This window comes from Chitinophaga polysaccharea (assembly GCF_007829335.1).
GTDB lineage: Bacteria > Bacteroidota > Bacteroidia > Chitinophagales > Chitinophagaceae > Chitinophaga > Chitinophaga polysaccharea_B.
In genome coordinates this window covers 244331-268776 of the sequence record NZ_VIWO01000005.1, presented here as the reverse complement: position 1 = coordinate 268776, position 24446 = coordinate 244331, and the positions used below count along the sequence as shown (strand labels likewise).

General features: G+C 49.1%; 19 protein-coding genes. 5 read left to right on the top strand and 14 right to left on the bottom strand.

What is annotated here, in order from left to right:
* Positions 1-88: 88 nt before the first annotated feature.
* Together FHW36_RS17995 and FHW36_RS17990 are read right to left on the bottom strand one after the other, a co-directional pair.
* Positions 89-1156, bottom strand: a complete 1068-nt coding sequence (locus tag FHW36_RS17995) for a FecR domain-containing protein (RefSeq protein ID WP_145670961.1) — start codon at positions 1154-1156, stop codon at positions 89-91.
* 105 nt (positions 1157-1261) lie between these two features.
* The gene (locus tag FHW36_RS17990; RefSeq protein WP_145670960.1) at positions 1262-1855 is read right to left on the bottom strand and encodes an RNA polymerase sigma-70 factor; all 594 of its coding nucleotides are present in this window, start codon (positions 1853-1855) and stop codon (positions 1262-1264) included.
* Positions 1856-2020: 165 nt separating this feature from the next.
* On the opposite strand from FHW36_RS17990, the gene xseA reads away from it, so the two are divergent.
* The gene (gene xseA, locus FHW36_RS17985) at positions 2021-3457 is read left to right on the top strand and encodes an exodeoxyribonuclease VII large subunit (protein WP_145670959.1); all 1437 of its coding nucleotides are present in this window, start codon (positions 2021-2023) and stop codon (positions 3455-3457) included.
* Positions 3450-3665 carry an exodeoxyribonuclease VII small subunit gene (gene xseB, locus FHW36_RS17980; protein ID WP_145670958.1) on the top strand — a complete coding sequence of 72 codons (216 nt, stop codon included), beginning with the start codon at positions 3450-3452 and terminating at the stop codon, positions 3663-3665. The genes xseA and xseB overlap by 8 nt, the downstream gene beginning before the upstream one ends.
* 36 nt (positions 3666-3701) lie before the next feature.
* On the opposite strand, the gene FHW36_RS17975 is transcribed toward xseB, so the two are convergent.
* Both FHW36_RS17975 and FHW36_RS17970 read right to left on the bottom strand, forming a co-directional pair.
* Positions 3702-4853 carry a BamA/TamA family outer membrane protein gene (locus FHW36_RS17975; protein WP_145670957.1) on the bottom strand — a complete coding sequence of 384 codons (1152 nt, stop codon included), beginning with the start codon at positions 4851-4853 and terminating at the stop codon, positions 3702-3704.
* Positions 4854-5005: 152 nt separating this feature from the next.
* Positions 5006-7249 carry a hypothetical protein gene (locus FHW36_RS17970; protein WP_145670956.1) on the bottom strand — a complete coding sequence of 748 codons (2244 nt, stop codon included), beginning with the start codon at positions 7247-7249 and terminating at the stop codon, positions 5006-5008.
* A gap of 504 nt (positions 7250-7753) precedes the next feature.
* Between FHW36_RS17970 and FHW36_RS17965 the strand changes: the two genes are divergently transcribed.
* Positions 7754-8164: a hypothetical protein gene (locus FHW36_RS17965; RefSeq protein WP_145670955.1), complete on the top strand. Its 411-nt coding sequence runs from the start codon at positions 7754-7756 to the stop codon at positions 8162-8164.
* Between the two features lie 76 nt (positions 8165-8240).
* On the opposite strand, the gene FHW36_RS17960 is transcribed toward FHW36_RS17965, so the two are convergent.
* From FHW36_RS17960 to FHW36_RS17940, 5 genes are all read right to left on the bottom strand, one after another.
* Positions 8241-9680 carry a c-type cytochrome domain-containing protein gene (locus FHW36_RS17960; protein WP_145670954.1) on the bottom strand — a complete coding sequence of 480 codons (1440 nt, stop codon included), beginning with the start codon at positions 9678-9680 and terminating at the stop codon, positions 8241-8243.
* Positions 9677-10609 (bottom strand): sugar phosphate isomerase/epimerase family protein, encoded by a 933-nt coding sequence (locus FHW36_RS17955; protein ID WP_145670953.1) that lies wholly within the window; start codon positions 10607-10609, stop codon positions 9677-9679. The genes FHW36_RS17960 and FHW36_RS17955 overlap by 4 nt, the downstream gene beginning before the upstream one ends.
* A 7-nt stretch (positions 10610-10616) precedes the next feature.
* Positions 10617-12110: a DUF1501 domain-containing protein gene (locus FHW36_RS17950; RefSeq protein WP_145670952.1), complete on the bottom strand. Its 1494-nt coding sequence runs from the start codon at positions 12108-12110 to the stop codon at positions 10617-10619.
* Positions 12111-12115: 5 nt separating this feature from the next.
* Positions 12116-14842, bottom strand: a complete 2727-nt coding sequence (locus tag FHW36_RS17945) for a DUF1553 domain-containing protein (RefSeq protein ID WP_145670951.1) — start codon at positions 14840-14842, stop codon at positions 12116-12118.
* An 88-nt stretch (positions 14843-14930) separates the two neighbouring features.
* On the bottom strand, positions 14931-15812 hold the full coding sequence (locus tag FHW36_RS17940) for an AraC family transcriptional regulator (RefSeq protein WP_145670950.1): 882 nt from the start codon (positions 15810-15812) through the stop codon (positions 14931-14933).
* Between the two features lie 278 nt (positions 15813-16090).
* On the opposite strand from FHW36_RS17940, the gene FHW36_RS17935 reads away from it, so the two are divergent.
* Positions 16091-19252, top strand: a complete 3162-nt coding sequence (locus tag FHW36_RS17935) for a glycoside hydrolase family 2 TIM barrel-domain containing protein (RefSeq protein WP_145670949.1) — start codon at positions 16091-16093, stop codon at positions 19250-19252.
* A 39-nt stretch (positions 19253-19291) separates the two neighbouring features.
* Here the strand turns inward: FHW36_RS17935 and FHW36_RS17930 are convergent, their stop codons facing one another.
* Entirely contained in the window at positions 19292-19876 is a 585-nt protein-coding gene (locus FHW36_RS17930) for a pentapeptide repeat-containing protein (protein ID WP_145670948.1), read from the bottom strand.
* A gap of 87 nt (positions 19877-19963) precedes the next feature.
* On the opposite strand from FHW36_RS17930, the gene dinB reads away from it, so the two are divergent.
* The gene (dinB, locus tag FHW36_RS17925) at positions 19964-21082 is read left to right on the top strand and encodes a DNA polymerase IV (RefSeq protein WP_145670947.1); all 1119 of its coding nucleotides are present in this window, start codon (positions 19964-19966) and stop codon (positions 21080-21082) included.
* Positions 21083-21434: 352 nt separating this feature from the next.
* On the opposite strand, the gene FHW36_RS17920 is transcribed toward dinB, so the two are convergent.
* From FHW36_RS17920 to FHW36_RS17905, 4 genes are all read right to left on the bottom strand, one after another.
* Positions 21435-21845 carry a contact-dependent growth inhibition system immunity protein gene (locus tag FHW36_RS17920; protein ID WP_145670946.1) on the bottom strand — a complete coding sequence of 137 codons (411 nt, stop codon included), beginning with the start codon at positions 21843-21845 and terminating at the stop codon, positions 21435-21437.
* Between the two features lie 341 nt (positions 21846-22186).
* On the bottom strand, positions 22187-22495 hold the full coding sequence (locus FHW36_RS17915; RefSeq protein ID WP_145670945.1) for a hypothetical protein: 309 nt from the start codon (positions 22493-22495) through the stop codon (positions 22187-22189).
* Between the two features lie 92 nt (positions 22496-22587).
* Positions 22588-23490 (bottom strand): NAD(P)/FAD-dependent oxidoreductase, encoded by a 903-nt coding sequence (locus FHW36_RS17910; RefSeq protein WP_186452506.1) that lies wholly within the window; start codon positions 23488-23490, stop codon positions 22588-22590.
* Between the two features lie 54 nt (positions 23491-23544).
* Positions 23545-24390: an ankyrin repeat domain-containing protein gene (locus tag FHW36_RS17905; protein ID WP_145670944.1), complete on the bottom strand. Its 846-nt coding sequence runs from the start codon at positions 24388-24390 to the stop codon at positions 23545-23547.
* Positions 24391-24446 lie beyond the last annotated feature (56 nt).

Genomic DNA, 24446 nt, shown 5'->3' with positions numbered 1-24446 from the left:
TGAAATTACTGTCTGTTCAGGTTGTTTGTCTGTTTTTACTAGTGAATAGAAATATATCGCGTTTAGTTACTTTATTCAAGACCAGCTATTACCTGATCCATATTTTCCCCGTATTGTCTTTTTCCCAGGTAAAGGACTGGGTATTTTCCATAGCGTTTAAGACCTGTTCCAGGCTTTCCGTTTCGAATACGCCGGTGAAGTATAATTTTCGTTTGTTATTGTTGCGGAAGTCTATTTTCACACCGTACCATTCTTCCAGCATGACAACTACTTTTTCCAGCTCCAGGTGCTTGAAGGCCAGCTTGTTTTGTACCCAGGCGGTTTCTGGGATAATACTATCCTGTACTAATGTTAATTTACTTTTTTGCAGGGCTGCCATTGTGGGGATGGGAGCTGCAGTGGTGGCTTCGGTTGTAACCGGGTGAACCGGTATGGTCAGTTTTTCATTGGGGCGTAATGCCACCACCTGTTTACTATCGTTATTTAATATTACTTCTACGGCGCCCTGTACCAGGGAGGCCACTGCGCTGTCTTCCAGCGGATAGGCCCTTACATTGAAAGAAGTGCCGAGTACGTGCACACGAAATGCTTTGGTATACACGCGGAAAGGACGTTCCGCGTCGGCGGCTACTATAAAGAAGGCTTCTCCTTCCAGGTGCACTTCCCGGGGGCTATGGGGCGCAAATTGTTCCGGGTAATCGAGTTTGCTGCCGGCATTCAACCATACCCGGGAACCATCGGGTAATAATATTTGTGAGCGCATACGTTTGGCGGTGACCAGCTGTGCCAGTGGGGCCGGCTTTTGGGCTGGCCGTTGGCGCAGGAACCAGGCGCCCAGTGATACCAATACCAGCAAGCTGGCGGCTATAGCGGTATACAGCTTCCACACCTTGCGTGGCGGCGCGATATCCGTTACAGGCGTTTCTTCCGGCAGGGAGGCTGCCTGCAGGCGCAGCTGATGCTTTTCCAGTAATTGCTGTACCTGGGAGGGCCCATATTGCTTGCCTGCGGGTACCCAGTTTTGTGCAAATACTTCCCGTATATAACTGGCATCAGGATATTGTTGCAATAATTGTTGCAAGGTATTGGCTTCTTCTGCTGTCAGTTCGCCGGCCATTTCGCGGGCCAGCAACGCATAAAGTCTTTCCTGATCCATAGTTCCAGATAGGCGGTAAATGGTACCGCAGCAACGGAATTTTTCCGTTCTTATAAAGAGGACCAATAAACACCTGAAAACTCCCTAAGGAAAATGAAAAAAAATTTAAGAATCTATCCGGAGAAAAGTCTGGGCTACTTCATCCGATAAGTCGAACCGGATAGCCTGGGATATTTTTTTTACCGCAATAGTCAGCTGGGCATCTACGGTTTTGGAGGAGATATTCAACAGGGTAGCCACTTCCCGGTAACTGAGCCGGTCTTGTTTAATCAAACGGAAAATCACCTGGCAGCGGGCAGGGAGACTGCGGATCGCCCTTTCTATCTTTTGAGATACTTCAGCAGATACCATCCCATTTTCCGCCTCCGGCGCGATAGATAACATATCGGGGTTGATATGGTCCAGGGCATGGTGCTGGTGCCTTTTCTGCTGTTGTAAGGTGTTAAGGGAAAGGTTTTTAGTGCTTACGTAGAGATATACCACCGGGTTTTCTACGTGCAGGAGGTCGTTGCGCTTTTGCCACAACGCAATAAATACATCCGACACAATTTCTTCTGCCAGATGGAACGAGGATACAATGGATGCAGAAAAATGAATCAGCCGGGTACACAGCGCGATATATAATTCGTTATACGCCTGAATATTGTCATCACAGCAGACCCTTTGAAAAAGCGATTTTATCTGCTCATCTTTTCTCATGGCGCAAAAGTATATAAAACGGAATAAGTCTTCTATTAAGTGTTTGTTACGATTTCGGTTGCTCGTCAGTCAAAGTCATTGTTCATATATAGCGGCAATATATACATTTTTTGGATTTCCTACGGCTGTCATTCTCCGCAGGTGAATAACGTTTTCCTTATCTTTATGCGTAGCATGACCACCTCCGCCTCCATAAAATTGTCCGTGCTCACCGGGAAAATCCAGCAAGCGCTTCACCAGGTTTTTGCTGAACAAACCTGGTGGGTGGTAGCCGATGTGACCAACCACTCCTTTTACCGCCAGAAAGGCTATCACTACTTCGACCTGGTGGAAAAAGATGAATATTCCGGTGGTATTGTCGCCAAAGTATCTGCCGTAGCCTGGGGCAATGGCGCCATCAGGATTAGTGAATTTGAATTCGTGACCGGCCAACAGTTTAAAAATGATATTCATGTATTAGTGCGTGTGTCCGTCAGTTATCACCAGGTACACGGCTTGCAGATTACCCTGCTGGATATAGACACCAATTTCACCGTAGGCCTGCTTGAGCAACAGAAGCAGCAAACCCTGCTGCGGTTGACCACGGAATGTGCCGACTTTATCCGCAAAGCAGGGGATCGCTATATTACCCGTAACAATCAGCTGGCATTGCCCAGGGTGATACAGCGGCTGGCGGTGGTAACCTCGGGTAATTCGGCCGGCTACCAGGACTTTAAACATACGCTCGATCATAACCTTTTCGGCTACACGTTTGCGATCGATAATTATTTTACGGTAGTGCAGGGAGAGGCAAAAGCAGAACTGGTGCAGCAACGGCTGATTGATATTTACAATAGCCAGGTGCCGTATGATGCAGTGGTGATTATCCGTGGCGGCGGCGCGCAAACAGACTTCCTGTTGTTCGATACGTTCATACTCGGAAGGGCCGTCGCGAAATTTCCCATCCCGGTTATTACCGGTATCGGTCATCAAAAAAATGAAACGGTAACGGATATGATGGCGCATACTGCTACCAAAACGCCTACCAAAGCGGCGGAGTTGATCATTGCACATAACCGTAGCTTTGAAGAGTCGGTGATCAGCGCCCGGCAGCAGATCCTGATCCGTGCCCAGCAAATGTTTTCCGGCCATTTCCAGTCGCTGTCTTATTTAAACAGCAGCATTATTAACCAGGCCCGCAACCTGCTGGCTACCCATAAAGAAGCCCTGCACGCCTGTAACAATGTGGTGCTGCACACGTCGCGCGATATCCTGTTAAACAATCACCGGGAGCTGATCGCTGTATCTAATGCGGTGCTCAGTAAACCCCGCATGATGGTGTCTAATCGCCGCAACGACCTGGAGAATGCCATCGGTAAATTCCGCTCTTTCAGCCGTTTGTTTATACAGAGCAAACGGGGACAGGTAGCGCATTACGATACTTTATTTAAACTGATGAGCCCCGCCAATATCCTGAAACGCGGCTTTGCCATGGTATACCAGGATGACCAGGTAATCAGCAATGCTGCTAACATACAACCAGGCGCCCATATCCGGGTAGTGATGCAGGATGCATCCATGGAGGCGACGGTCAACACAAAAACGAACAACACACATGAGTGAAACACTAACATATGAAGCTGCCTACAGCGAGCTGCAACTAATTGCAGAAGAAATAGAGAATGAAGCCGTATCTGTAGACCTGCTGGCGGAAAAAGTAAAACGCGCTGCTATCCTGATAGAATTCTGTCAGCAGAAATTGCGGGCAACGGAGACAGAGGTTAATAACATCATCAAACAAATGGAAGGCAACAAAGGGAAAGATAGTTAGCTTCATCCAGGGAGAAAAATACACGGAGATATCTCTCTAAAAAACTTCATTAATACCAAAATAGAAGCCGGATTGGTCTTTACCCCGGCCATAGTCGAGCCGTATGTTTACCCTTTTCTTAAACTCCCACCGGTAGCCGATGCCATAGCTAATGAGGGACTGGCTCAATTCCAAGTTATTGAAGCTGGGAAATACATTGCCGCCGCCTACCCATACCGCCATACCGCTGCGACCATAGATCCGTTGTCGTAGTTCCACCTGTGCTGCTAGATAATTTTTATCGCGGAAGCGGCCTTCGTAATAGCCGCGCAGTCGGCTGGAACCGCCTGCTTCTGCCAGCAAACTCCAGGGAACATCGCCGCTGCGTTCTTCTGCGTACAGGTCTGTTGCCAGCACGCCGCCTTTCCAGAGCTGTTTGAACCAATCGAATTGCAGGTCAAATTGAGAGTACACCGATTTATTGGCGAGGAAGGAGGGAAAAAACCGGTAGCCGAGGCGAATGTACATGCCCTTATAGGCATTGGGGATGAAATCGCGGGTATCGTATACGACAAAGGGGCCTACGCCGATACCGAATATTTTTTCGGGCAACATCAGTGGTTTGCCGCCAACGGTATCTATCTGCCGGGCCTGCACATTTTGTATCTGGGTACAAATGCCCATAAATAGTTTTCCGTTGATATTCATCGCGAAATCTGCCTGTGCTTTTTCGGTGAGTTGTACAAATTCGGTATAATGATTTTTGTTGCTGCCGGCTTCGTAACCTATTCCCCAGTACTTGTTGGGCCGGGAGCTGAAAGAGGCCTTGAGGGCCAGCCGGAAGCGGTTATGCGGAAAGATGGTAGTGCTGCTGATACCTATGCCATAAAAGCCTGTCAATGCCCCGGACGCATAAATAGCGGCATTGGAAATGGGCAGCAGGGAATCCCGACGGTCGGTTCTGAACTGGGCAGCCATCATCACAGCGATGCCGAAGCTGGTTTCCGGTGTATAAACCGGGCCACCGATGAAGCTAAGGTCTACTTTCTTTTTCTTCTTTTCGACATTAGTATTTTTCAGGTAATACATGATCTGATCGAAGAATCCGCGGGGTACAGCAACGGTGGCTGTCGAATCGGCCCGGTCTTTTTGCTGGGCGGGTAGTACAGCGGGGGTGATAAGCAGTAATAAAAGCAGGTATCTATTCATGATGACAATGCACTGAATATAGGAAAAAAAGCGGAAAGCCGAAGGCTGAAAGCAAAAAGCTATTTCCCCGGATGACCTTTGCGGATATTCAAAATCGTGTTGGTCATTCGTGTCGATAGCTTTTTGCTTTCAGCCTTCGGCTTTCTGCTCCTCTAACCGATCAATAGTTGTGTCACGGCGGCAGTATTCACCGCCCATTGCAGGGTGTACACCTCGTCAGCGACTGGCGTTTCCATGATTTGCAGCTGCTGTGCAGCGGCTTTGGCTTCCAGCAGTTGGCCTATGCTTAGCTTGCTCTCCAGTTTTCTCAGGAGGCTGCTGATGTTGACCAGGTCCAGCTGCTGTACTACCTGTCCGCCGAATGCCAGTTCCAGCCAGATGATTTCCCTGGCGGCTACATCCAGTACGCCAAATACGAGTCCTTTGGTAAGTCCCTGGGTAATGCGCAGCATTTGGTCAACACAGGAAGGGTCGTAGGCTACGCCGGTCTTTTCGCTGACGGTCATCTTATGCTGGCTGTTCATCCAACCTACTACCAGGTTAGGCGTCAGGGCACCGCCGCTATAAGCATTGCAGGTGAACGTTACATAGCGGGCGCCGGCTGCGTCCAGTTCGGCAATATCCAGCTTGATGTATTCTGCGGTACCTACCTGGTGAGGTATAGCACGGATATCGCCGCTATGGCTACACCCGGTGGTATGCAGGCGGGAATAGGAACAGATATCCATCCGTTGGTGGTCGTAGGCGATAAAACAGCTCAGGTCCATGTCGAGGTGCTGGGCGGGAAGCCCTTTACCCCATTGCAGGAACAGGAGCAGGTTGTCGCTGTCCACTTTATAACGGGTACCCATCAACGCTGCAGGCAGGTCCTGTATTTGTTCGCTACGGTCGCCTATAGGAACAGGTATATTGTACAATGCCGGTGCAATGTAGATGGTTTTTGCGTTGGTAGCTACTGTTGCAAAACGCTGTTGCATCACCTGTATACAGAGCGCCGCTACGGCGTTTTGCATTGCCTTTAGCTGATCTGCTTCGTACATGAATACCAATTTATTCACCGGGATATGTTTGTTGACGCCTCCCAGCGGCTTTACCGCACGTTGGGTGGCAGGATCAAAATAATAGGCGGCGTACATCTGTAATGTCAGCAGCAGGCGGGCAGGCACTTTATGCGCTACTTCCGCAAATGCAGGAATAACCGCTTCTTCGCCAAACCACAGGATGTTGGCAAACAGCGACCGGGCAAAAAGTCCGGGGCGTTGTTGCAACAACTTTAAGGTGTTATCCCTGTCATAGCGCAGCTGGAAATGGTTCACCCGGCCTTGCCATACGGTGTAGTCCTGGCGATAGAAAGTATCCATCAGGGCGCGCAGCTGTGCAAACCCTTCGCGACGGCTGAATTCCGCCAGTCGCAGGGCGCGGATAAAGCGTACCCACATTCCGCGTTTAGGATGCATGATTTCACACATGGTAGCCACCTCCAGGGGCATGTCGTTCAGCCAGCGGGCGACTCTTAATCCTTCCTTGCGGCTGTATTTCAGCTTCAATGCCGTGATAGCGGCTACTTTTTCAGCCGCAGCGGATTTGATGGTTTTGGTAATGCCAAAACCGCTATTATTTTTCAGTTGGCGGCGCAGTATTGTTTTAGGCATGATCAGCTGGGCAAAGCCGGTATGTTTATACCACAGGTAACGGAGTATATCCGTAGGCGTGGTAAATAATGCACCCGCGCCGGCCAGGTCTTCTTTGGCGATCAATACATCTGCTACGACTGCCAGGGTTTCTTTCATGGCAGGTTGAATGGCAGGCAGCGGAAGCACTTGCAGTAAGGACTTCAGGCTATCCGTTTGACTGGCATCCAGCGGGGTTTTAGACCGCAGCAGATCTGCCAGGTAAGCACCGGCTTTTTCGGTGGTCCAAAGGTGCAGCACACGAACTTTACTGTTCTGCTGATAGTTTTCTATACCACCGGTTTCAAACGGCGTACCGCAGAAAGGGCAACCATTATATCTTTCCAGGGGAAAGGTGTTGGGGGGAATGATATGACCACAACGGAGACGGGTTCCTTCCCCGTTAAATACGCTGGCGAAAGCAACAGCCAAATGGTCGGCGTAAGACTCATTGGTAGGCACTTCCCAGTTTTTTACCAGGGGCATCCAGTTTTGATTTACGCCCATTACTTCCCGGAATGTTTCCAGGATGGTTACCTGCCAGGCAGGTGTGGTATGGTTCAGCGCGTGCAGTAATGGTTCTGATACGCCGAAACCCAGTTTAGCGAGATTGGCTACCAGTACGCCTGTAGTAGGGGTAAGCTGATAGATGCCAGAGTGGACCGCGGTTTCGGGGATAAAGATGGCCTGTTGGCGTAATCCTGTTTGTAGTAATAATGTGTGCATGTGGATGAAAATTATAATCAGATAATGTTGTTACTATTTACCAAAAATGAAGTAAGTAACAATTGACCTCGATTGTTGTAAAGCAAACCGGACTCGAACCGGTAACTCCGTCCCCCTGTCAGCAGTAAGTTTTAATTGACCCCGGTATCAAAACTTCAGAACGAAGTCGACAAACTGTCCCCTGTCAGCAGTAAGTTTTAATTGACCCTCCTGGTAATTTCAAAACTTTTAATGACGGCGTCTTACCCTTAGACGATTGCTTTTACCATCTTCGGCGGTAATGATAAATGTTCTTTGGATCGAATGAAGTAACATTGACTTGACCGCTTCTGATGATACAAAGATGTCGGGGCATGTGCGCAGCCTAGTTGCGCACATAAATATTTTTCTGAAAAATATTTTAAGGTGCTGGTTATTAATTAATTAGGAGAGATATGATACATCGGGATGGCCTGCGCATGTCTAATGCGTGGCAACGGTCGTTCTTTGTTTAAAAAGAAGGGTATGTCCATAAACAGGTTGGCATTGATCCGTTATAAGGCAATTGATGAATGTTTGCGCAACCACAGGCAACAATGGACGCTGGATCAGCTCATAGCAAAGGTGCGTGATATCTTACGCCAGGAGGAAGGCATTGACAGCGTGAGTAAACGGACTATACAGGCCGATATTCAACGCATGCGCAGCAATGAAGTGGGATATAATGCCCCTATTATTGTTAAACAACGAAAGTATTATACCTACAGCGATCCGGCGTATAGCATCACCACAGCGCCGCTCAACGAGGCCGACCGTGCCCAGTTGGAGGAAATGATCGCCGTATTAAAACAATTAAATGGGTTCAGCTACCTGCCAGATATCAGTGAGGTAATTGTGCGGTTGGAAAAGATACTTCGGAAGGCAAGAGGGGCCTGATACCGGGGAAATACCTGGACCAGGAACCATTACAAGGATCGTTCCTGGTCCAGGATTTAAAGGTGAGCAAACCTGCTTAGCTGCTCACTTTATGATAGACAGTAGTATCGGAAGCCAGTTGTGGCAGACGATAACCACCGGTATCAATTTTAAGTTTGGGCAGGGAACGCTGGAGCTGCTGGACACTAGCCGCCGCCACGCCTGTCTGGTACAGGAATACCTGCTCCAGTTTTTTGTTGTCTTTAAGCGGCGCTAAGGCATCCGAACCAACGGTAGTACCCGCAAGATTGAGATAACGCAGCTCTTTACACCCATTCAATGCCGCAATGCCTTTGCCCTTGAGCGCCACATTGCGCAGATCGAGCCGGGTTAAATGCCTGAGCTGACCGGATACCGCAAATACCTGGTCGGTGACCGCGGTACCGGCGAGATTTAACCATACTATCTGTGACTTCAGCGGTAACAACAATTGGAGATCTGCATCGCTAAATCCAATAGCATTCACACCATCTATGGTAATGTAATTGCTGCCGCTGCCCACTGGTAGTACCTTTAAGCCTTTGGCTTCCAATGCCTGGATATGCTGTGCGCTGGCTGCTGCTACTTTTTCTTCAGGAATAAACTCCTGCTTATCCAATGGGGTAGCCGGTTGCATACCATCCAGCACGGCCAGTATGCGGGGCGTTTTCGTAAGTTCCTTCACCGTTTTTTTAATAGGCGCACCCTGTGCAATCCACCAGTGTAAAAGTTCCAGCTCCTGTGGCGTTACCGGCGGTTTCCCTTTAGGTGGCATGCGGTGCTCGTCTGTTTCCGGCAACAACAGGCGTTTAAATAATTCACTCTCTTCCGGCATACTGTCTTTCAACACCGGCCCATGCTCGCCACCCTTGCGGATAAGCGCTAAAGACTCCAGTTGGAGTCCGCCTTTCAGCTTTTGCTCATTGTGACAACCGTAACAGCGGTTGGCCAGCACGGGTTGCACCAGGTCTTCATATAAACGGGCATCGCCTATGTTCGTATAGGCGGCCACGTTAACAGCCTTTTGATGAACGCCCACCAGCTGTTGTAATCCTGCCGGCATGGCCTGGGAGAGGTAATCATCGCCATGGGTTAAGCTGCCTCCATAGTGACCGGCAGCGCTCAGCAACAGCACCATCACCGCCGCGGTAGCCAGCTGTAGTCTGGGAAAGCGCTCCCGGTACCGGTGTAAAAGATATAACAGGGTACTTACTACGGCCACGCTTATACCCAGATATTTATGGGTTTGCAGCATGCCCTCTTCATATCCTCCATCCAGCGATAACAGGTAGCCGGTAATACAGCTGAAGATAGCTGAAAGGGCTGCTGCCAGTAATACCACCGGAAGTGCACCCTGCAGGTGCCGCCATTTTTCACGGCGCGACAGCAGTATCAGGATAAAAGCAATCAGTAAGATGCCAATAGGTAAATGTACCAGCAAAGGGTGCGAACGCCCCAGCAACATTCCCCAGCTGCCATTGTTCATCAGTAATTTCATGATTTGCTATAACGTTGTTTAAGCTGGTTCTTCATATATACGTTGATATCCCATTGGTCTGCCAACGGCTGACGGGTATAAGGCAGGGTAGGCAGGTAATCGGCCGGGCCAAACTCTGTCAGGAAAGTCAATGGTTTACCGGCAGCCTGGTGTTTTTGCACCACCTGGTCCCACCACTCGAAATGCGCCTTCACTGTGTTGGCCCATTCCGGCGCGCGGGGATCGTTTACCTGTGGACCTTCAGGGTGTCCGATACGGGCGTGTATATGCGAAGCCCGGTCCAGCGCCTTGGCTACTGTGGCGGCCTGGTCCTGTAAGAGACTTTCATGCACATTGCACCAGTGCGAAATGTCCAAGGTTAAACGCAGGTCAGGCTTGGCTTCGATGAACTTACGCGCTACATGTGCGGCAAACAGCATCCGGGAACGGTGGGTTTCATGATATACCGGTACGCCCGATTGTTTGGAGATACGGACAGTCATATCAATCAGCGCACAATTTTGCTCAAACGTAAAGTAGTCGCGCCCGGAGTGACAATTAATATACAGCGGTTGTATTTTATGATGGCTGGTAGCCGCTTTCAGCGCCGCTTCAAATTGCTGGGTATGTTTCGTATAGTCGCTGTCGTAACCGGCGCAAAGGTAGCCTACCTGCAGGCCGTGTTTTTCCAACGCGGCGTATAATTCTTCCCGGGGAGCATCTTCGTTGGGCCACCATATTTCGATGCCGTCATAGCCCGCATTTTTTGCCTTTTCGCAAAAAGCATCTATAGTACCGTTGTAGCCCCAGTTGGTAGCCAGTATAATTAATTTGAATCCTTCCTTTACCGGTGTGCGGCTGGCGGCTGCAAAAGATGGCAGTGAAGGGACACAGAGCGCGGAAGCCAGTATGGCAGATTGTTTCAGGAAATTACGTTTGTTTTTATCCATTGACTGTTTAGCTTAAAATAGGAGTAATGACTTTTCCACCCGTGTCTGTTAAACGGAAGGGGCGGCCCTGGAACTGGTAAGTGAGCTTTTCATGGTCGAAGCCCAGCTGTTGCAGGATGGTAGCGTGGATATCATTGATGGCTACCTTTCCTTTTACGGCAGCATAGCCTATTTCATCGGTTTCTCCGTAAGAGGCTCCTTTTTTGATGCCGGCGCCGGCCATCCACATGGTAAAGGCTTCTACGTGGTGGTCGCGGCCCATGAACGGCATATCTTTACCATCACGGTTTTCCTGCATGGGAGTGCGGCCAAATTCGCCGCCCCATACTACCAGCGTTTCATCCAGTAGTCCACGTTGCTTGAGATCCTGCAGCAGTGCGGTAATAGGGCGATCTATTTCGCGGCATTTGTTGCGCAGGCCGTAGTCAATAGAACCTCCTTCATCGGTGCCGTGAGTATCCCAGCCCCAGTCGTAGAGCTGTACGAACCTTACGCCTTTCTCCACCAGCTTACGTGCCAGCAAACAGTTGTTGGCAAAGGATTCTTTTCCTGGCTGGGTGCCATACATTTCATGGATATATGCAGGCTCATTGTTAATGTTCATTACATCCGGTACAGAGATCTGCATTTTGTAAGCCAGTTCATACTGGGAAATGCGGGCCAGTGTTTCGGGATCGCCGTAGGCGGTATATTCCTGTTTATTGATTTCGTTGATCGCTTCGATGGATTCCTTGCGCAGATCGCGGCTCATACCATCGGGGTCAGTCAGGTATAGCACGGGTTCTCCTTTGGTTCTGCACTGTACGCCCTGGTACACAGAAGGTAAAAATCCGCTGCCCCATACACTTTTACCGGCATCCGGTGTTTTACCGCCGGAGGTGAGTACCACGAACCCGGGCAGGTTACTGTTTTCGGACCCGAGTCCATAAGTCACCCAGGAACCAATGCTGGGGCGGCCCAGCCTGGCGCTACCTGTTTGCATCAGCAATTGTGCGGGTCCGTGGTTGAACTGGTCAGTTTGCACAGCTTTCAGGAAGCTCACATCATCGGCCATAGTGGCGAAGTGGGGGAGATGATCTGAGATCCAGGCCCTGGATTGGCCATGTTGCTGAAACACGGCCTGTGGTCCCAGCATTTTAGGGACGCCGCGGATGAAGGCGAACTTTTTCCCTGCCAGCAGGGACGGCGGGCATAATTGGTTATGTAGCTTTTGCAGTTCCGGTTTATAGTCGAACAGTTCCAGCTGGGAAGGAGCGCCGGCCATATGCAGGTAAATCACGCTCTTGGCTTTAGCGGGGAACATAGGCGCTTTAGGCGCCATAGGATTGCCGCTGGCATCTACCAGGGTTTTACTGCTACTGCTGCTGCCGCAGCTGGCCAGGAAGGAGCCCAGCGCCGTTGCGCCCAGTCCTGTTACACAATCCAGCAGGAAGTGCCGCCGGGTAATATACCGCAGCGTGGTATCATTTGCTTCCTTTATAAGTCTTTTATGCTTGGTCATACTGCTTAGGATTTAGTAAGGAATTCATCCAGGTTCATAATCGCATTGGCTACTACCGTTAATGCGGCCAGCTCTGCTTGTTGCGGTATATTAACGTTCGTTTTTATCAATTTTTTAGCGGCATCAGGATTTTTCTTATACTCCTGTAATGCCTGGTTGTACAGCTTTTGCAACACGGCCAGTTTGTTGTCGGCCAATGGTCGGTACACCGCTTTTTGGTAACCCCAACGGATACCCGCTGCGGCATTGTTGCCTCCATTTTCCTGCATATGTTTTGCCAGCGCCAGCGCTGTTTCCATATACACCGGGTCGTTGAGCGTAACCAGTGCCTGCAGCGGTGTATTGGTACGTATGCGTCGTTGCAGGCATACTTCCCGGCTGCTGCCATCAAAAGAAATCATGGAAGGATAAGGGCTGGTGCGTTTCTGGTAAACATACACCGCGCGACGGTACTGGTTACCATCGGTAGCGGTAACCCAGGAGGCGCCATTGTATACAGTTTGCCAGATATTATCAGGCTGATAGGGCATAATGGGTGGTCCATACAGCTTCCTGTTTAGCAATCCGCTCACCGTGAGTGCCTGGTCTCTTACTTCTTCTGCGGTAAGGCGGAAACGTGGTCCCCTGGCCAGCAGCCGGTTGGCGGGATCTTTTTCGGTCAACTCCGGACTGGCGTTGGACGTCTGTTTGTAGGCGGCTGACAATACTATTTCCCGCAGCAGCGGCTTGATATGCCATTTGTAGTCGTGCATGAATTTATAAGCCAGGTAGTCGAGCAGCTCAGGATGAGAGGGGGTGAAACCCTGGGTGCCAAAATCTTCCAGTGTTTCTACGATGCCGGTGCCGAAGAGTTGTTCCCAGCAACGGTTTACCATTACGCGGGCGGTGAGTGGATTCTGTGTAGCCGTCATCCATTCGGCCAATCCGAGCCGGTTGCGGGGCGCATTGGCAGGGAATGGATTCAGCGATGCCGGTACATCTGGTGTTACCACTTTCCCTTTCACCAGCCAGTTGCCTCTCTCAAATACATGGGTGGCACGCTGCATGAAGGGCGGATTTTCTATCATCACCGGGATATCATCCGGGTTCTGATTAATCACCGTCATCATTTCAGTATTCACTTTATCGTATCCGGGTTTTCCTTTTCCGGGGAGATCGTTACGGAAAGCAAACCATTCTACGCCGCAAACCGCATCGGCGGGGTTGAGAGCGGGATTGCGGAATACCAGGTACAGGTCGTGCGTGCCGCTCACGGGTTGGAAAGGCATGCTGATGGCCAGCCTGCCATTGGTAGTGGCTAGCTGGTGCGTGAGCAGGGTACGGCCTTTCAGGCTGTCGAGCCGCACTTCCAGTGTACCGCCGGGGGAGCCGGTCCAGTAGTTCATGAACATTTGCGTTTTACCATCCAGTTTTTGTTGTGGTAAACGGCAACTACCGCCGGAACGAATGCCCAGGTATTTGGTGTCGAGCAGGGCGCCGTTAATATATTCATCGCAGTTATGAGCGTGTACTTTAGGCTCCAGTACCTGCAGGAATTCTTTCATATCCTGCTGCTGACCGGCATCGCCATATTGCGCTACCCAGTTGCCGATTTCCTTTACCTGGGAAGTACTCACGCTATCGTATAAACGTAGTTTAGGATGCTCCATGTGGGTATCTTCATCACGGGTATTATTAACGAAGGCCAGCAGTTTATAGTAGTCTTCAAAGCGGAACGGATCGTAAGGGTGGCTATGACACTGTACGCAGGCGATGGTAACGCCCTGGAACACATCCATGGTAGTGGCTACGCGGTCCATCACGGCGGCGGTACGGAACTCTTCATCCTGTGTACCCCCTTCATCGTTGGTCATGGTATTGCGGTTGAAGGCGGTAGCAATGAATTGTGCGTTGGTAGGATGAGGCAACAGGTCGCCTGCCAGCTGGTTGATGGTGAAGCTGTCGTAAGGCATATCGCTGTTGAAGGCATCGATGAGCCAGTCGCGGTAGCGCCATATTCTCCGGCCTTCATCTCTTTCATAACCTTTGGTATCAGAATACCGGGCGAGGTCGAGCCACATGGAAGTCCAGCGTTCGCCGTAGTGTGGCGACTGCAGCAGGCTGTCCACGATTTTTTCGTAGGCTTGCGGGTCTTTGCTTTCGGCAAACTGCTTTGCCATTTCAGGGCTGGGAGGAAGACCGGTAAGGTCGAAGCTAACCCGGCGGAGCAGGGTCATTTTGTCGGCTTCCGGTGCGTGGCTAATCCCTTCTTTCTTTAACTTCTCTTGTATAAATTTATCAATATTGTTACCGGCATCTATTTTAATGTCCGGTACAGGTACCTGTTTGGGAGGGATATAGGCCCAATGTTCGCCCCATTCGGCGCCCTGTTTTACCCAGCGGGTCAGTACATCTACTTCCGCCGAAGTGAGTGGCTCCCCCTTTTGCGGCATTCTTTCTTTTGGATCCTTACAGGTAAGGCGGCGAATGAATTCACTCTTTTCCGGGTGGCCGGGAATGATGGCTGGTTTGCCGGAATGGGTATTGCCCATGGCTTCTTCGCGGAACAGCACACTAAAGCCCCCGCTTTGCTTTACCCCACCGTGGCAGCTGATACAATGCTTGTTGAGTATTGGCTTTACCTCGGTGCTGAAATCTACTTTTTTCTGTGAATGGCAGGCAGCCAGTATAATACCTGCACTGCCGGTAATAGCGAGGAACACCGCGATCCTCCTCGTGGAATAATGGATCATTAGCTTTGGATTGACGCAGGGTAAAAATAGATCAAAGCCCCGGTACAAAGGCTAGATAATCCGCTGGAAATGATGGATTATCTTACGGTTAGTTCTTCCGTTCCCGGTATTGGGCGGGAGATACGCCCATTACCTTAGTAAACATGCGGGAAAAATAATAAGGGTCTTCCATACCCAGTTGCATGGCTACTTCTTTGATGCGCAGAGAGGTGAAAAGCAGGTACTGGCAAGCTTTCTGTACTTTCAGGTGATTGAAATATTCGATGGGAGGAAAGCCGGTGCTGCTTTTAAAAAGAAAGGAAAAGTGCGACTGGGAGAGATTTACAGCGGCCGCCATTTGCTGCAGCGTCAGCATCTTATCCAGGTTTTTATTCATATAGTCAATGGCCTGATCTACCGCATCATGCTGCTGGTTGGCTTGCCCGGGTTTGTGGATGCCGGGGTAAATACAAGACGACAGAAACGACCAGAAATTCATGTTGGAATAAGCCAGATATTCACTGCGGTACCCGCGCTGCAGCTGCTGATAGATGCGTTCAAACTGTTCCAGTCTTTCAGGCGAGTGCGGCAGGAAGGTTTTATGCCCGCCCCATTCCTTCAGGGCTTTCTCCGCAATTTCATCGCTACTGCTGCCCAGGAAATGTGCCCAGTAAATAGTCCATGGGTCTTTTTCATCTGCGCTGTATTCATGGGCCCATTTGCGTGGGAGTAATATACAGTCGCCTGCCTGTATGCTATAGGTAACTTTTTTCAGGGTAACGGTTCCTTTGCCTTCCAGACAATAGATCAGGATATGCTGGTCGGCGCCCTGGGGCCTCTTCCGGTGATGGAAATGCGCCCGGGGATAGTAGCCGATATCTGTAATGTATAAAGGGCTCAGCAACGCTTCCTTCGTGCATTTTCTGCTGAGGATATTACGTGGAATGACGATCATTCGCTGGCCCTGGAATCCTTCTTTCTTCCTGATCATATCGTGGCGGTTTGGTCCCTAAAGTAAGAAAATCCATTTTATTCCGCATCGCGATCCATCACGATCTCCCGCCCGTTTTGATAGAGTGTAAGTTTATTGGGCTTGCCATTAGCATCCCGGCTGAACCGGAAACAATATAAGATATCCCACGGCAAAGAAGTATAATAGCGGGAAACACGTTTATACTTGAAAACTTTCGCTCATCCATATTTATAAGGATCTTAAAAAAAATAGTCTTTTCTTTATCCGCTACAGCACGATTTAACTATTATTGAACAATGAAAGAGAAACTACTATTGGTTGCTCTCACTGCCTTATGCACAAAGACGTGGGCGCAACAGTTACCCGGCGAACTGCAGACACCTGAGGTGGTATCCGTTAACCGGATGCCCATGAGAGCTACCTCCTTTGCATTCGAGAATGAAACGCTGGCACAGCAGCGGGAAAAAAACGTTTCGGCATATTTCCTGTCGCTCAATGGAGCGTGGAAATTCAACTGGGTACAGGATCCCCGTAAGCGACCAGTTGATTTTTATAAAGTAGATTATAATGATGCTGGCTGGGATAACTTCAAAGTGCCGGCCAACTGGGAGGTAAACGGCTATGGGCTGCCCATCTATGTGAACCAGCCTTACGAATTTGCCGGTCGCGGCAAAACAGGAGAGGATATGAACCCGCCTTTTGATATCCTGGAAGATAATAACCCGGTAGGGTCTTACCGTAAGAAAATCAACATCCCGCAACAGTGGGATGGGCGGCAGGTGTTCATTCACCTCGGCGCTGTAAAATCTGCCTTTTTTATCTGGGTAAACGGACAAAAAGTAGGGTATAGCGAAGACAGTAAGCTAGCTGCCGAATTTGATATCACCAAATACGTGAAACCCGGTGAAAACCTGGTAGCGCTGCAGGTATACCGCTGGAGCGATGGCTCTTACCTGGAATGCCAGGACATGTGGCGCATTTCCGGTATTGAAAGAGAGGTATACCTTTATTCCACGCCCAAACTGGATGTGCGCGATTTTACTATCACAGCAGGCCTCGATAAATCGTATACCAACGGTATCTTTAAGGTAAACATGGAGGTAGATAATTACCGCATTGACCGTAACACTAACCATAGCAAGCCGGATACTTTTTCTGTGGCCGTCGATCTGAAGGATGCCAATGGTAAGAGTATATATAGAGAGGAGACCAGCAGCGTACAAAAAGTGCTGGGCAATTATAAATCCACCGTTTCTTTTCAGCGGGAAATACCCGCCGTGCAAACCTGGTCGGCCGAAGTACCCTACCTGTACACGCTTTACATCACCTTAAAAGATAAAACCGGCAAAGTGCTGGAAGTGATCCCGCAGCGGGTAGGCTTCCGCTCTATTGAAATCACCGACCGGAATTTTCTTGTGAATGGAAAGCGGGTATTCCTGAAAGGAGTGAACCGCCATGAACACAATGCCACCCAGGGGCATACGCTCACCCACGAAGATATGCGCAAGGATATGGAAATGATGAAACAGCTGAATGTAAATGCTGTGCGTCATTCCCACTATCCTCCCGATCCTTATTGGATGCAGCTTTGCGACGAATATGGATTGTACGTGGTAGATGAAGCCAATATCGAATCACATGGCCGTTATTACGATCTTGCTTATACATTTGCCAACGACAAACAATGGAGGGTGCCTCACCTGGAAAGGATACAGCGCATGTATGAAAGAGATAAAAATCATGCGGCGGTAGTGACCTGGTCGCTGGGTAATGAAGCTGGCAATGGCGTCAATTTCTACGAGGCCTACGACTGGCTGAAAGCGAAAGACGCCACCCGCCCTGTGCAGTACGAGCGTGCAGAGCATGACTATAATACGGATATGATTGTGCCGCAATACCCGGCGCCGGGGTCACTGGTGCGGTATTCGCAACGTAACCCCGACCGTCCTATGATCATGAGTGAATACGCGCATATCATGGGTAATAGCCTCGGTAACTTCCAGGACTATTGGACAGCCATCGAAAATAATCCCTATCTCCAGGGGGGATTTATCTGGGAATGGATTGACCAGGGAATAGATACGGTGAAAAATGGAAAACGTATACTGGCTTATGGCGGCGACTTCCCGCTGAGTGGCCCGGTGAATGAAGATTTCAGCGATAATAATTTTTGCGTAAAAGGTGTGGTAACTGCGCATCGCGGATTAACACCTATGGCGGTAGAAGTGAAGAAAGTGTACCAGCATATCAAAACTACGGGCAACCATGGTGATTCCATTTTTATCCGCAACGGTTACTTCTTCCGGGACCTTTCCAACTACCAGTTAACCTGGGAAATACTGGAAGATGGCAAACGGATAGAACAAGGCGTAGTCCGCGATCTGAAAGCAGGCCCCCAGCAATCTATCTCCCTGTTATTACCGGTAAAAACGAAGGTGAAAGAAGGAAAAGAATATTTCCTGAATACCCACTATACCTTAAAACAATCCGAGCCATTTATTCCTGCCGGTTTCGAGATAGCCGCAGAACAATTTACCTGGAAACCCGGCGCCAGCGAGGCTAACGGGGCTATGGCCAAACAGTTGCCTTTGCAGGTAACAGAAACGCCTGATGCGGTGCAGTTGAAAGGCCCCGGCATTGCACTGACCTTCGATCTCAAAAAAGGAAATTTAACCAGTTATAAAGTGCAAAACGAGGAAATGCTGGCAGATGGTCCGCAGCCTGCCTTCTGGCGCGCACCTACTGATAATGACATCGGCGCCGGCTTTAATCATTCTCTCCGCAAGTGGCGTAATGCTGCTGCGGAAGGTAAGCTGCTGGAAGCTACCGGCAAACAAACTGGCGATACCTATACCGTTACCATTAAAAAAGAGTTGCTGAACGGTGAAGCCATCAGTACCCAAACATTCCTGGTGTACGGCGATGGTGCCGTGAAAGTAAACAATGAGCTGACCGTGGTAAAAGGCAAATACCCTTTATTGTTGCGGGTAGGCAACGATCTGCAACTCAATAAACAGTACAACCAGATCAGCTACTATGGCCGTGGCCCGTGGGAAAATTATATCGATAGAAAAACAGCTTCGTTTGTAGGGATCTACCAGCAGTCGGTCGATAGCCAATACTTTCCTTATGCCCGTCCGCAGGAAAGTGGAAATAAATCGGATGTGCGCTGGGTGAATATGACCAACAAAAAAGGAAAGGGGATACGCTTCGAATATGCCGACAGCCTGATCAGCTTTGCTGCTTTGCCATATAGCCTGGATGACCTGGATCCGGAAGCAGATAAAAAACAATATCATTCCGGGGAGCTGGTGCCGCGTAATGCAATTTACATGCATGTGGATATGCAGCAGTCTGGTGTGCAGGGCATCGACAGCTGGGGTGCTATGCCTTTAAAAGAATATAGGATACCTTATGCGAACCAGGCATATAGTTACTGGATTAAACCATTGAAATAAGTATTTGGAAAGGAGGCGGTTGAAAAACCGCCTTTCTTTTTATTCGATAATTTCTATACCGAGTCCATCCAGCAATGCCAGCGCATCCGGCAAGCTGAATTTGGCTTTTCTTACTTTATTATCCTGGATGTTAATGGCGTACCGATGTGCGCCTACAAAGTTGGCCTGGGTGAGATCCGTTTCCGCAAAGCGGGCGCCGGCGAGGTCGCTGCCACTGAAGTCGGCCTGCGTTAAATTGCATCCGGAAAAATCTACTTCGTCGGCCTGGCAATGTTGAAAGATACCTTTCTTCAGGTTTTTACCGGAGAAGCTGCTATAGCTGATACGGCAATGCCGGAATGATACCACCAGCGCCTGCCGGGCATTGTGCCAGGCAATACCAATGGCCTTGGTATGCAGAAGGTCCACCCGGCTAAAGCTTGTTTGCTTCAGCTGGATTAATGACAGATCACAATCTTCAAACGTGCATTTCTCGAAGGTGCAATCTTCCAGGATACATTCTTTCAGGCTGCATTTATAAAAGTGGCAGTCGTAAAACTCCCGGCCACTAATGGTCTTTTCTTCCCAAACGATGTTTTCGAATTTTTTATGCTCATGTGAAAGGTCCTGCTCATACGCATCCATAACGGCTAAGTTTAGTGCCTAAAGTTAGCGGAATAATTTTAGCGAAGACTTACTTTCGTATCTTTACGAGGCTTCCGGGAGATAGCAATGGAGAACAGTTCAAACAGCATACAACGAAAAATTATTCATATCGATATGGATGCGTTTTACGCATCTGTAGAGCAGCGTGATAACCCGCTTTACAAGGGCAAAGCCATTGCTGTAGGGGGCTCGCCGGAGGGCAGGGGAGGCGTGGTAGCTACCGCCAGTTATGAAGCCAGGAAGTTTGGCGTTCGGTCTGCGATGCCTTCTAAAAGGGCGGCGCAGTTGTGCCCCGGCCTGATATTTATCCGTCCCCGTTTTGATGCATACAAAGAAGCTTCCCGCCATATCCGCGAAATATTTGCGCGGTATACGGATCTGATAGAACCCTTGTCGCTCGACGAAGCCTATCTCGATGTCACCAACGACAAGCAACAGATCGGGTCTGCTATTGAAATTGCCAAACTGATCAAACAGGCGATCCGGGATGAATTACAGTTGACTGCTTCCGCGGGGATATCCATCAATAAGTTTGTTGCCAAAATTGCATCGGATTTAAATAAACCTGATGGGCTTACATTTATTGGGCCCTCGTCTATCGCCACTTTTATGGAGCAGCTGCCTGTAGAGAAATTCCATGGCGTAGGGAAAGTAACGGCCGATAAAATGAAGAAGATGGGACTCTTTACCGGGGCTGATCTCAAGAAATTATCGGAGCAGGAGCTGAAAACACATTTCGGGAAAGTAGGCAGCTTTTACTACCGCATTGTACGGGGTATCGATGAAAGAGAGGTGCAGCCACACCGGGAAACCAAGTCGCTTGGTGCAGAAGATACTTTCCCGTACGATCTTACCACCGTGGCTGATATGGAAGCAGAACTTATCAAAATCGGGAAAATTGTATACGATCGTTTACAACGATACAGCCTGAAAGGACGTACGATTACCCTGAAGATTAAGTATGCTGATTTTAAGCAGATTACCCGTAACCAGTCCTTTCCTTTCCCGGTAGGCGATTTTGAAACGATTGTAGATACCGCTAAACAATTGCTGGCAGCTACTTACCCGGAAGATAAGCCCATCAGGCTGCTGGGTATTACGTTGTCCAACTTCCATGAGATATTGCCCGGCCAGGAAAAACCCAATCAATCGGCGCAGTTGTCGCTTTTTGATTTTGAGGAATAATGGCGTGCAGTTATCGTTACCACCATGACCTGATGGCGGTGTGATCATGCCCGTAATGACATGGAAATTTCCTATCCTGAGGGTTCCCAGGACTCCAAAAGGAATATTGGCTCAATGCGATTGTCGGCGATCAGCTGCATTGGATGCATGTGTCTGACTCGAAGGCCTGGAGCAATGAAGCAGCTTGCCTGTGCGGCGTTAACGGAATACCACAGAATTTCCTGCCCGAGGGTAAGATGATAGCCAGGAATCTACAGGAAATGCGTTAATCAATAAGCTGAAAGAAGTACTATAGGTTTTTTCCGGAGGGCTGAAAGGTAAAGCCATTGCCTTTGGGTCAGCCTTATTTTTATCAGGCTTCGGCTTTCGCTTTACGCCAGTACTCGGGTAAATCGAGTTCCGTTTCTATTTCTTCACTTCTGCGCTGCATCATGTCGATGAGGTTTTTGTGAAGATCGGGATGTTCTTCCCAAAACGTGGCTGGTACGTCCAGTACATTCTTTAACAGATCTCCGGGGTACATGCCGGCAGTTACTAAAACGTCGTTCTGTAATATCTCTAATGCCAGGGGTACCAGGTAAGTAGGATTGAATGATTGTCCGATTAACAGCCTTAATTCGCTGGCTGATAATTTTACTACTGGTACTTTAACTAAGGCAAGACATTTTTGAATGAGTCCCGAATCTGCTTCTGTAGCCGTTCCCCAACTTCTATTCTCCAACTGCTCCAAAGATTTATATCTCCAGATATCTTTCTTATTCATAAAAAATGTGTCTCTCTTTTCGTGCTAATAAAATAATAACTTATGAAAGTGATTTCAACGCGCAAAGGTTCTTTGGATGGTGATCATCTGTAAGATTCCTGCGGAGTAATGCAGGTCTTGCGGTAGCCGGTCGGCGCCGGCGGTTGTAAGAAACCAGGATCAACAGGTATAAATATAGGGAATATTGTTGATGGAGAAATAAAAATTTCCAGCTTTAACATTTTGTGTGAGCGCATAAAGCATAAAGCGGAAAGCAAAAAGCTATTGTAGCAGATTATCAGAGCGAGTATTATTCCCCAAAATCGTCCGCTACAATAGCTTTTTGTTTTCCGCTTTATGCTTTATGCCCGTTGATATTTCGGCAGCACCAGCAGTTTTACGATGCTATGTGCTACGGCCGACAATACCAGCGCGATAACAATGAGGAGGGAAGCTTTACCGGGTGTATCGAATACATCGATGACGCCGGATACCGACTTACCTGCAAATAAAATGGCGATCAGGCAGGCAATGCCGCCGGTAATCCATAGTGTGACATGTGACCACAGGTATTTCTGTTTCTGAAAACCACGTTTCCCAAAGGAGGTAAACAGCAGGTATACATGTGCTACGAAAAACAGGGCGGCTAAGATAGCAAGGGTTGTGAACATTCAAGGTTATTTTAGGTGATGGTATAAGAGTACATTGACTAATATATAAAAACCTTTTGAGATATACAACCCCCTGGTAAAGATCTTTTCCTTTAAACAGCCTTGGCCATGATCAGCTCCCGGTTAATCATAGCGCCGGCCAGTGAGCCTGCGCCCACAGCGGCAGATACGCTCCTGAACATGGTGGTGGCATCGCCGGCAGCAAATATGCCCGCTACGGTAGTAGCCTGGAAAGCATTGACCACAATATGGCCGGTTTCCGACAGTTGGCATCCCATAGCCTCGGGAATAGGGCAGTGCTGCTGATAGGCAGGCCGGGCATACAACGCCTGGAGGGCTTGTGTGCTGCCATCTTCAAAAAGCAGGTGCTGAATATGGCCCCGGGCTGCCACGATGGCTTTCACCGGTTTATCGTTAATGCCTATACGCAATGCCTGTAGTTGTGTTACGTGGTCGGCCGGTATGGTGATGGGGCCGTTGGTAAATATTGTCAGGTCGCTGGTCCAATGGTGGATCATACGGCCGAATTCGGAGGCCTGCTCGCCATTGACGAGTATGCCGGTGGGCTTATCTTTTACTTCATAGCCATGACAGTAAGGGCAGTGCAGTACAGAAATACCCCAGCATTCGGCAAATCCTTTTATATCGGGCATTTCATCTTTTACGCCGCTGGCAAATAATAGCTTCCTGGCCTGGAAATGTTCCCCATCTGCGGTATGGATCGTAAACGTATCGCCTGTTTGTTCGCCGCGGACAGCCAGCGCGGTTTTAAATTGTATGGTAGGATACTGCGCTACCTGCGCTTTGCCAATGGCGGCAATGGTGGCCGGCGCTACGCCATCCTGCGTCAGGAAGTTGTGCGAGTGCGGTGTCTGGCGATTGCAGGGCGCCCCGCTGTCGATGACCAGCACCTGCCTGAGAGAACGGCCCAGTGTCATAGCTGCTGCGAGGCCGGCATAGCTGCCTCCTATAATGATTACGTCGTAAGTGTGCATGGTGCTAATTATCTTGTTCCCGGCAAAAATACGTATTTGCAACAATGTTGCAAATTAATTTACGGGCTGATATTCATCCGTACCCGAGCGGATATGGGAGATATGCTCTGCAATCAGGTGCAGGCGGTAGTAATATTTCTCAAAGATATCATCGTACATCCGATGCCGGTTTTCCAGGAAAGCATTGAGAGCCTCGTAAATGAATTCCTCAAAAGTATGGTGCTCACTCACTTTGATCACGCACTCAAATACGGGCTCCATACTCGTGGAAAATTTGGGTTTTACCTGTATATCTGCCATACAGGTGATCATGTCTTTATACAGATGAGGGGCTTTGGCAAAGGGTACATAGTGTATGGCGGTAAACCCATCTTCATCATATACATACTTATCTACTTCTTCTCCCAACAGGAACTGAATCACCTCCCGGTTATTGTTATGCCGTACAGCCAGCAGCAACGGGGTGTCCAGGCTGGCCAACACAAAATTAAAATGGATGTTGTGTTCAATCAGGATCATCAGCATATCCGTGATAGCGGCCAACCGGTGATGCTTGAAGATATAGGCGATGGCAAAGAGGTAATCGGGGTTGTCGATCACCAGGCGCGCCCCCTTTTTGATGGCATACAATACCGCAGTAGGTTTGTTGGCGCCTACGGCGCAAAATATAATAGGAATGACCCCTTCTTTTTTATAATGGATATCTGCACCGCCTTCTTCTATGAGGAGTTCCGCCGCTTCAAAAAATATTTCCTGGTTTTCCAGCAAATCGCAGAGCAGTTCAGAACGCTCGTCCCGCGTGAGCGAGGAAAGATTATAGCCAATACCGGTGATGATATCATCCGGCTCCTGGCTGATCTTCACTTTACGCCGCAAATCATTCAGCGAAATTGGTTGCATAGGCTTTCATAGTATAGTAATAGCTCCTGGGAGAGAACGCTGCATAGGATGAAAGC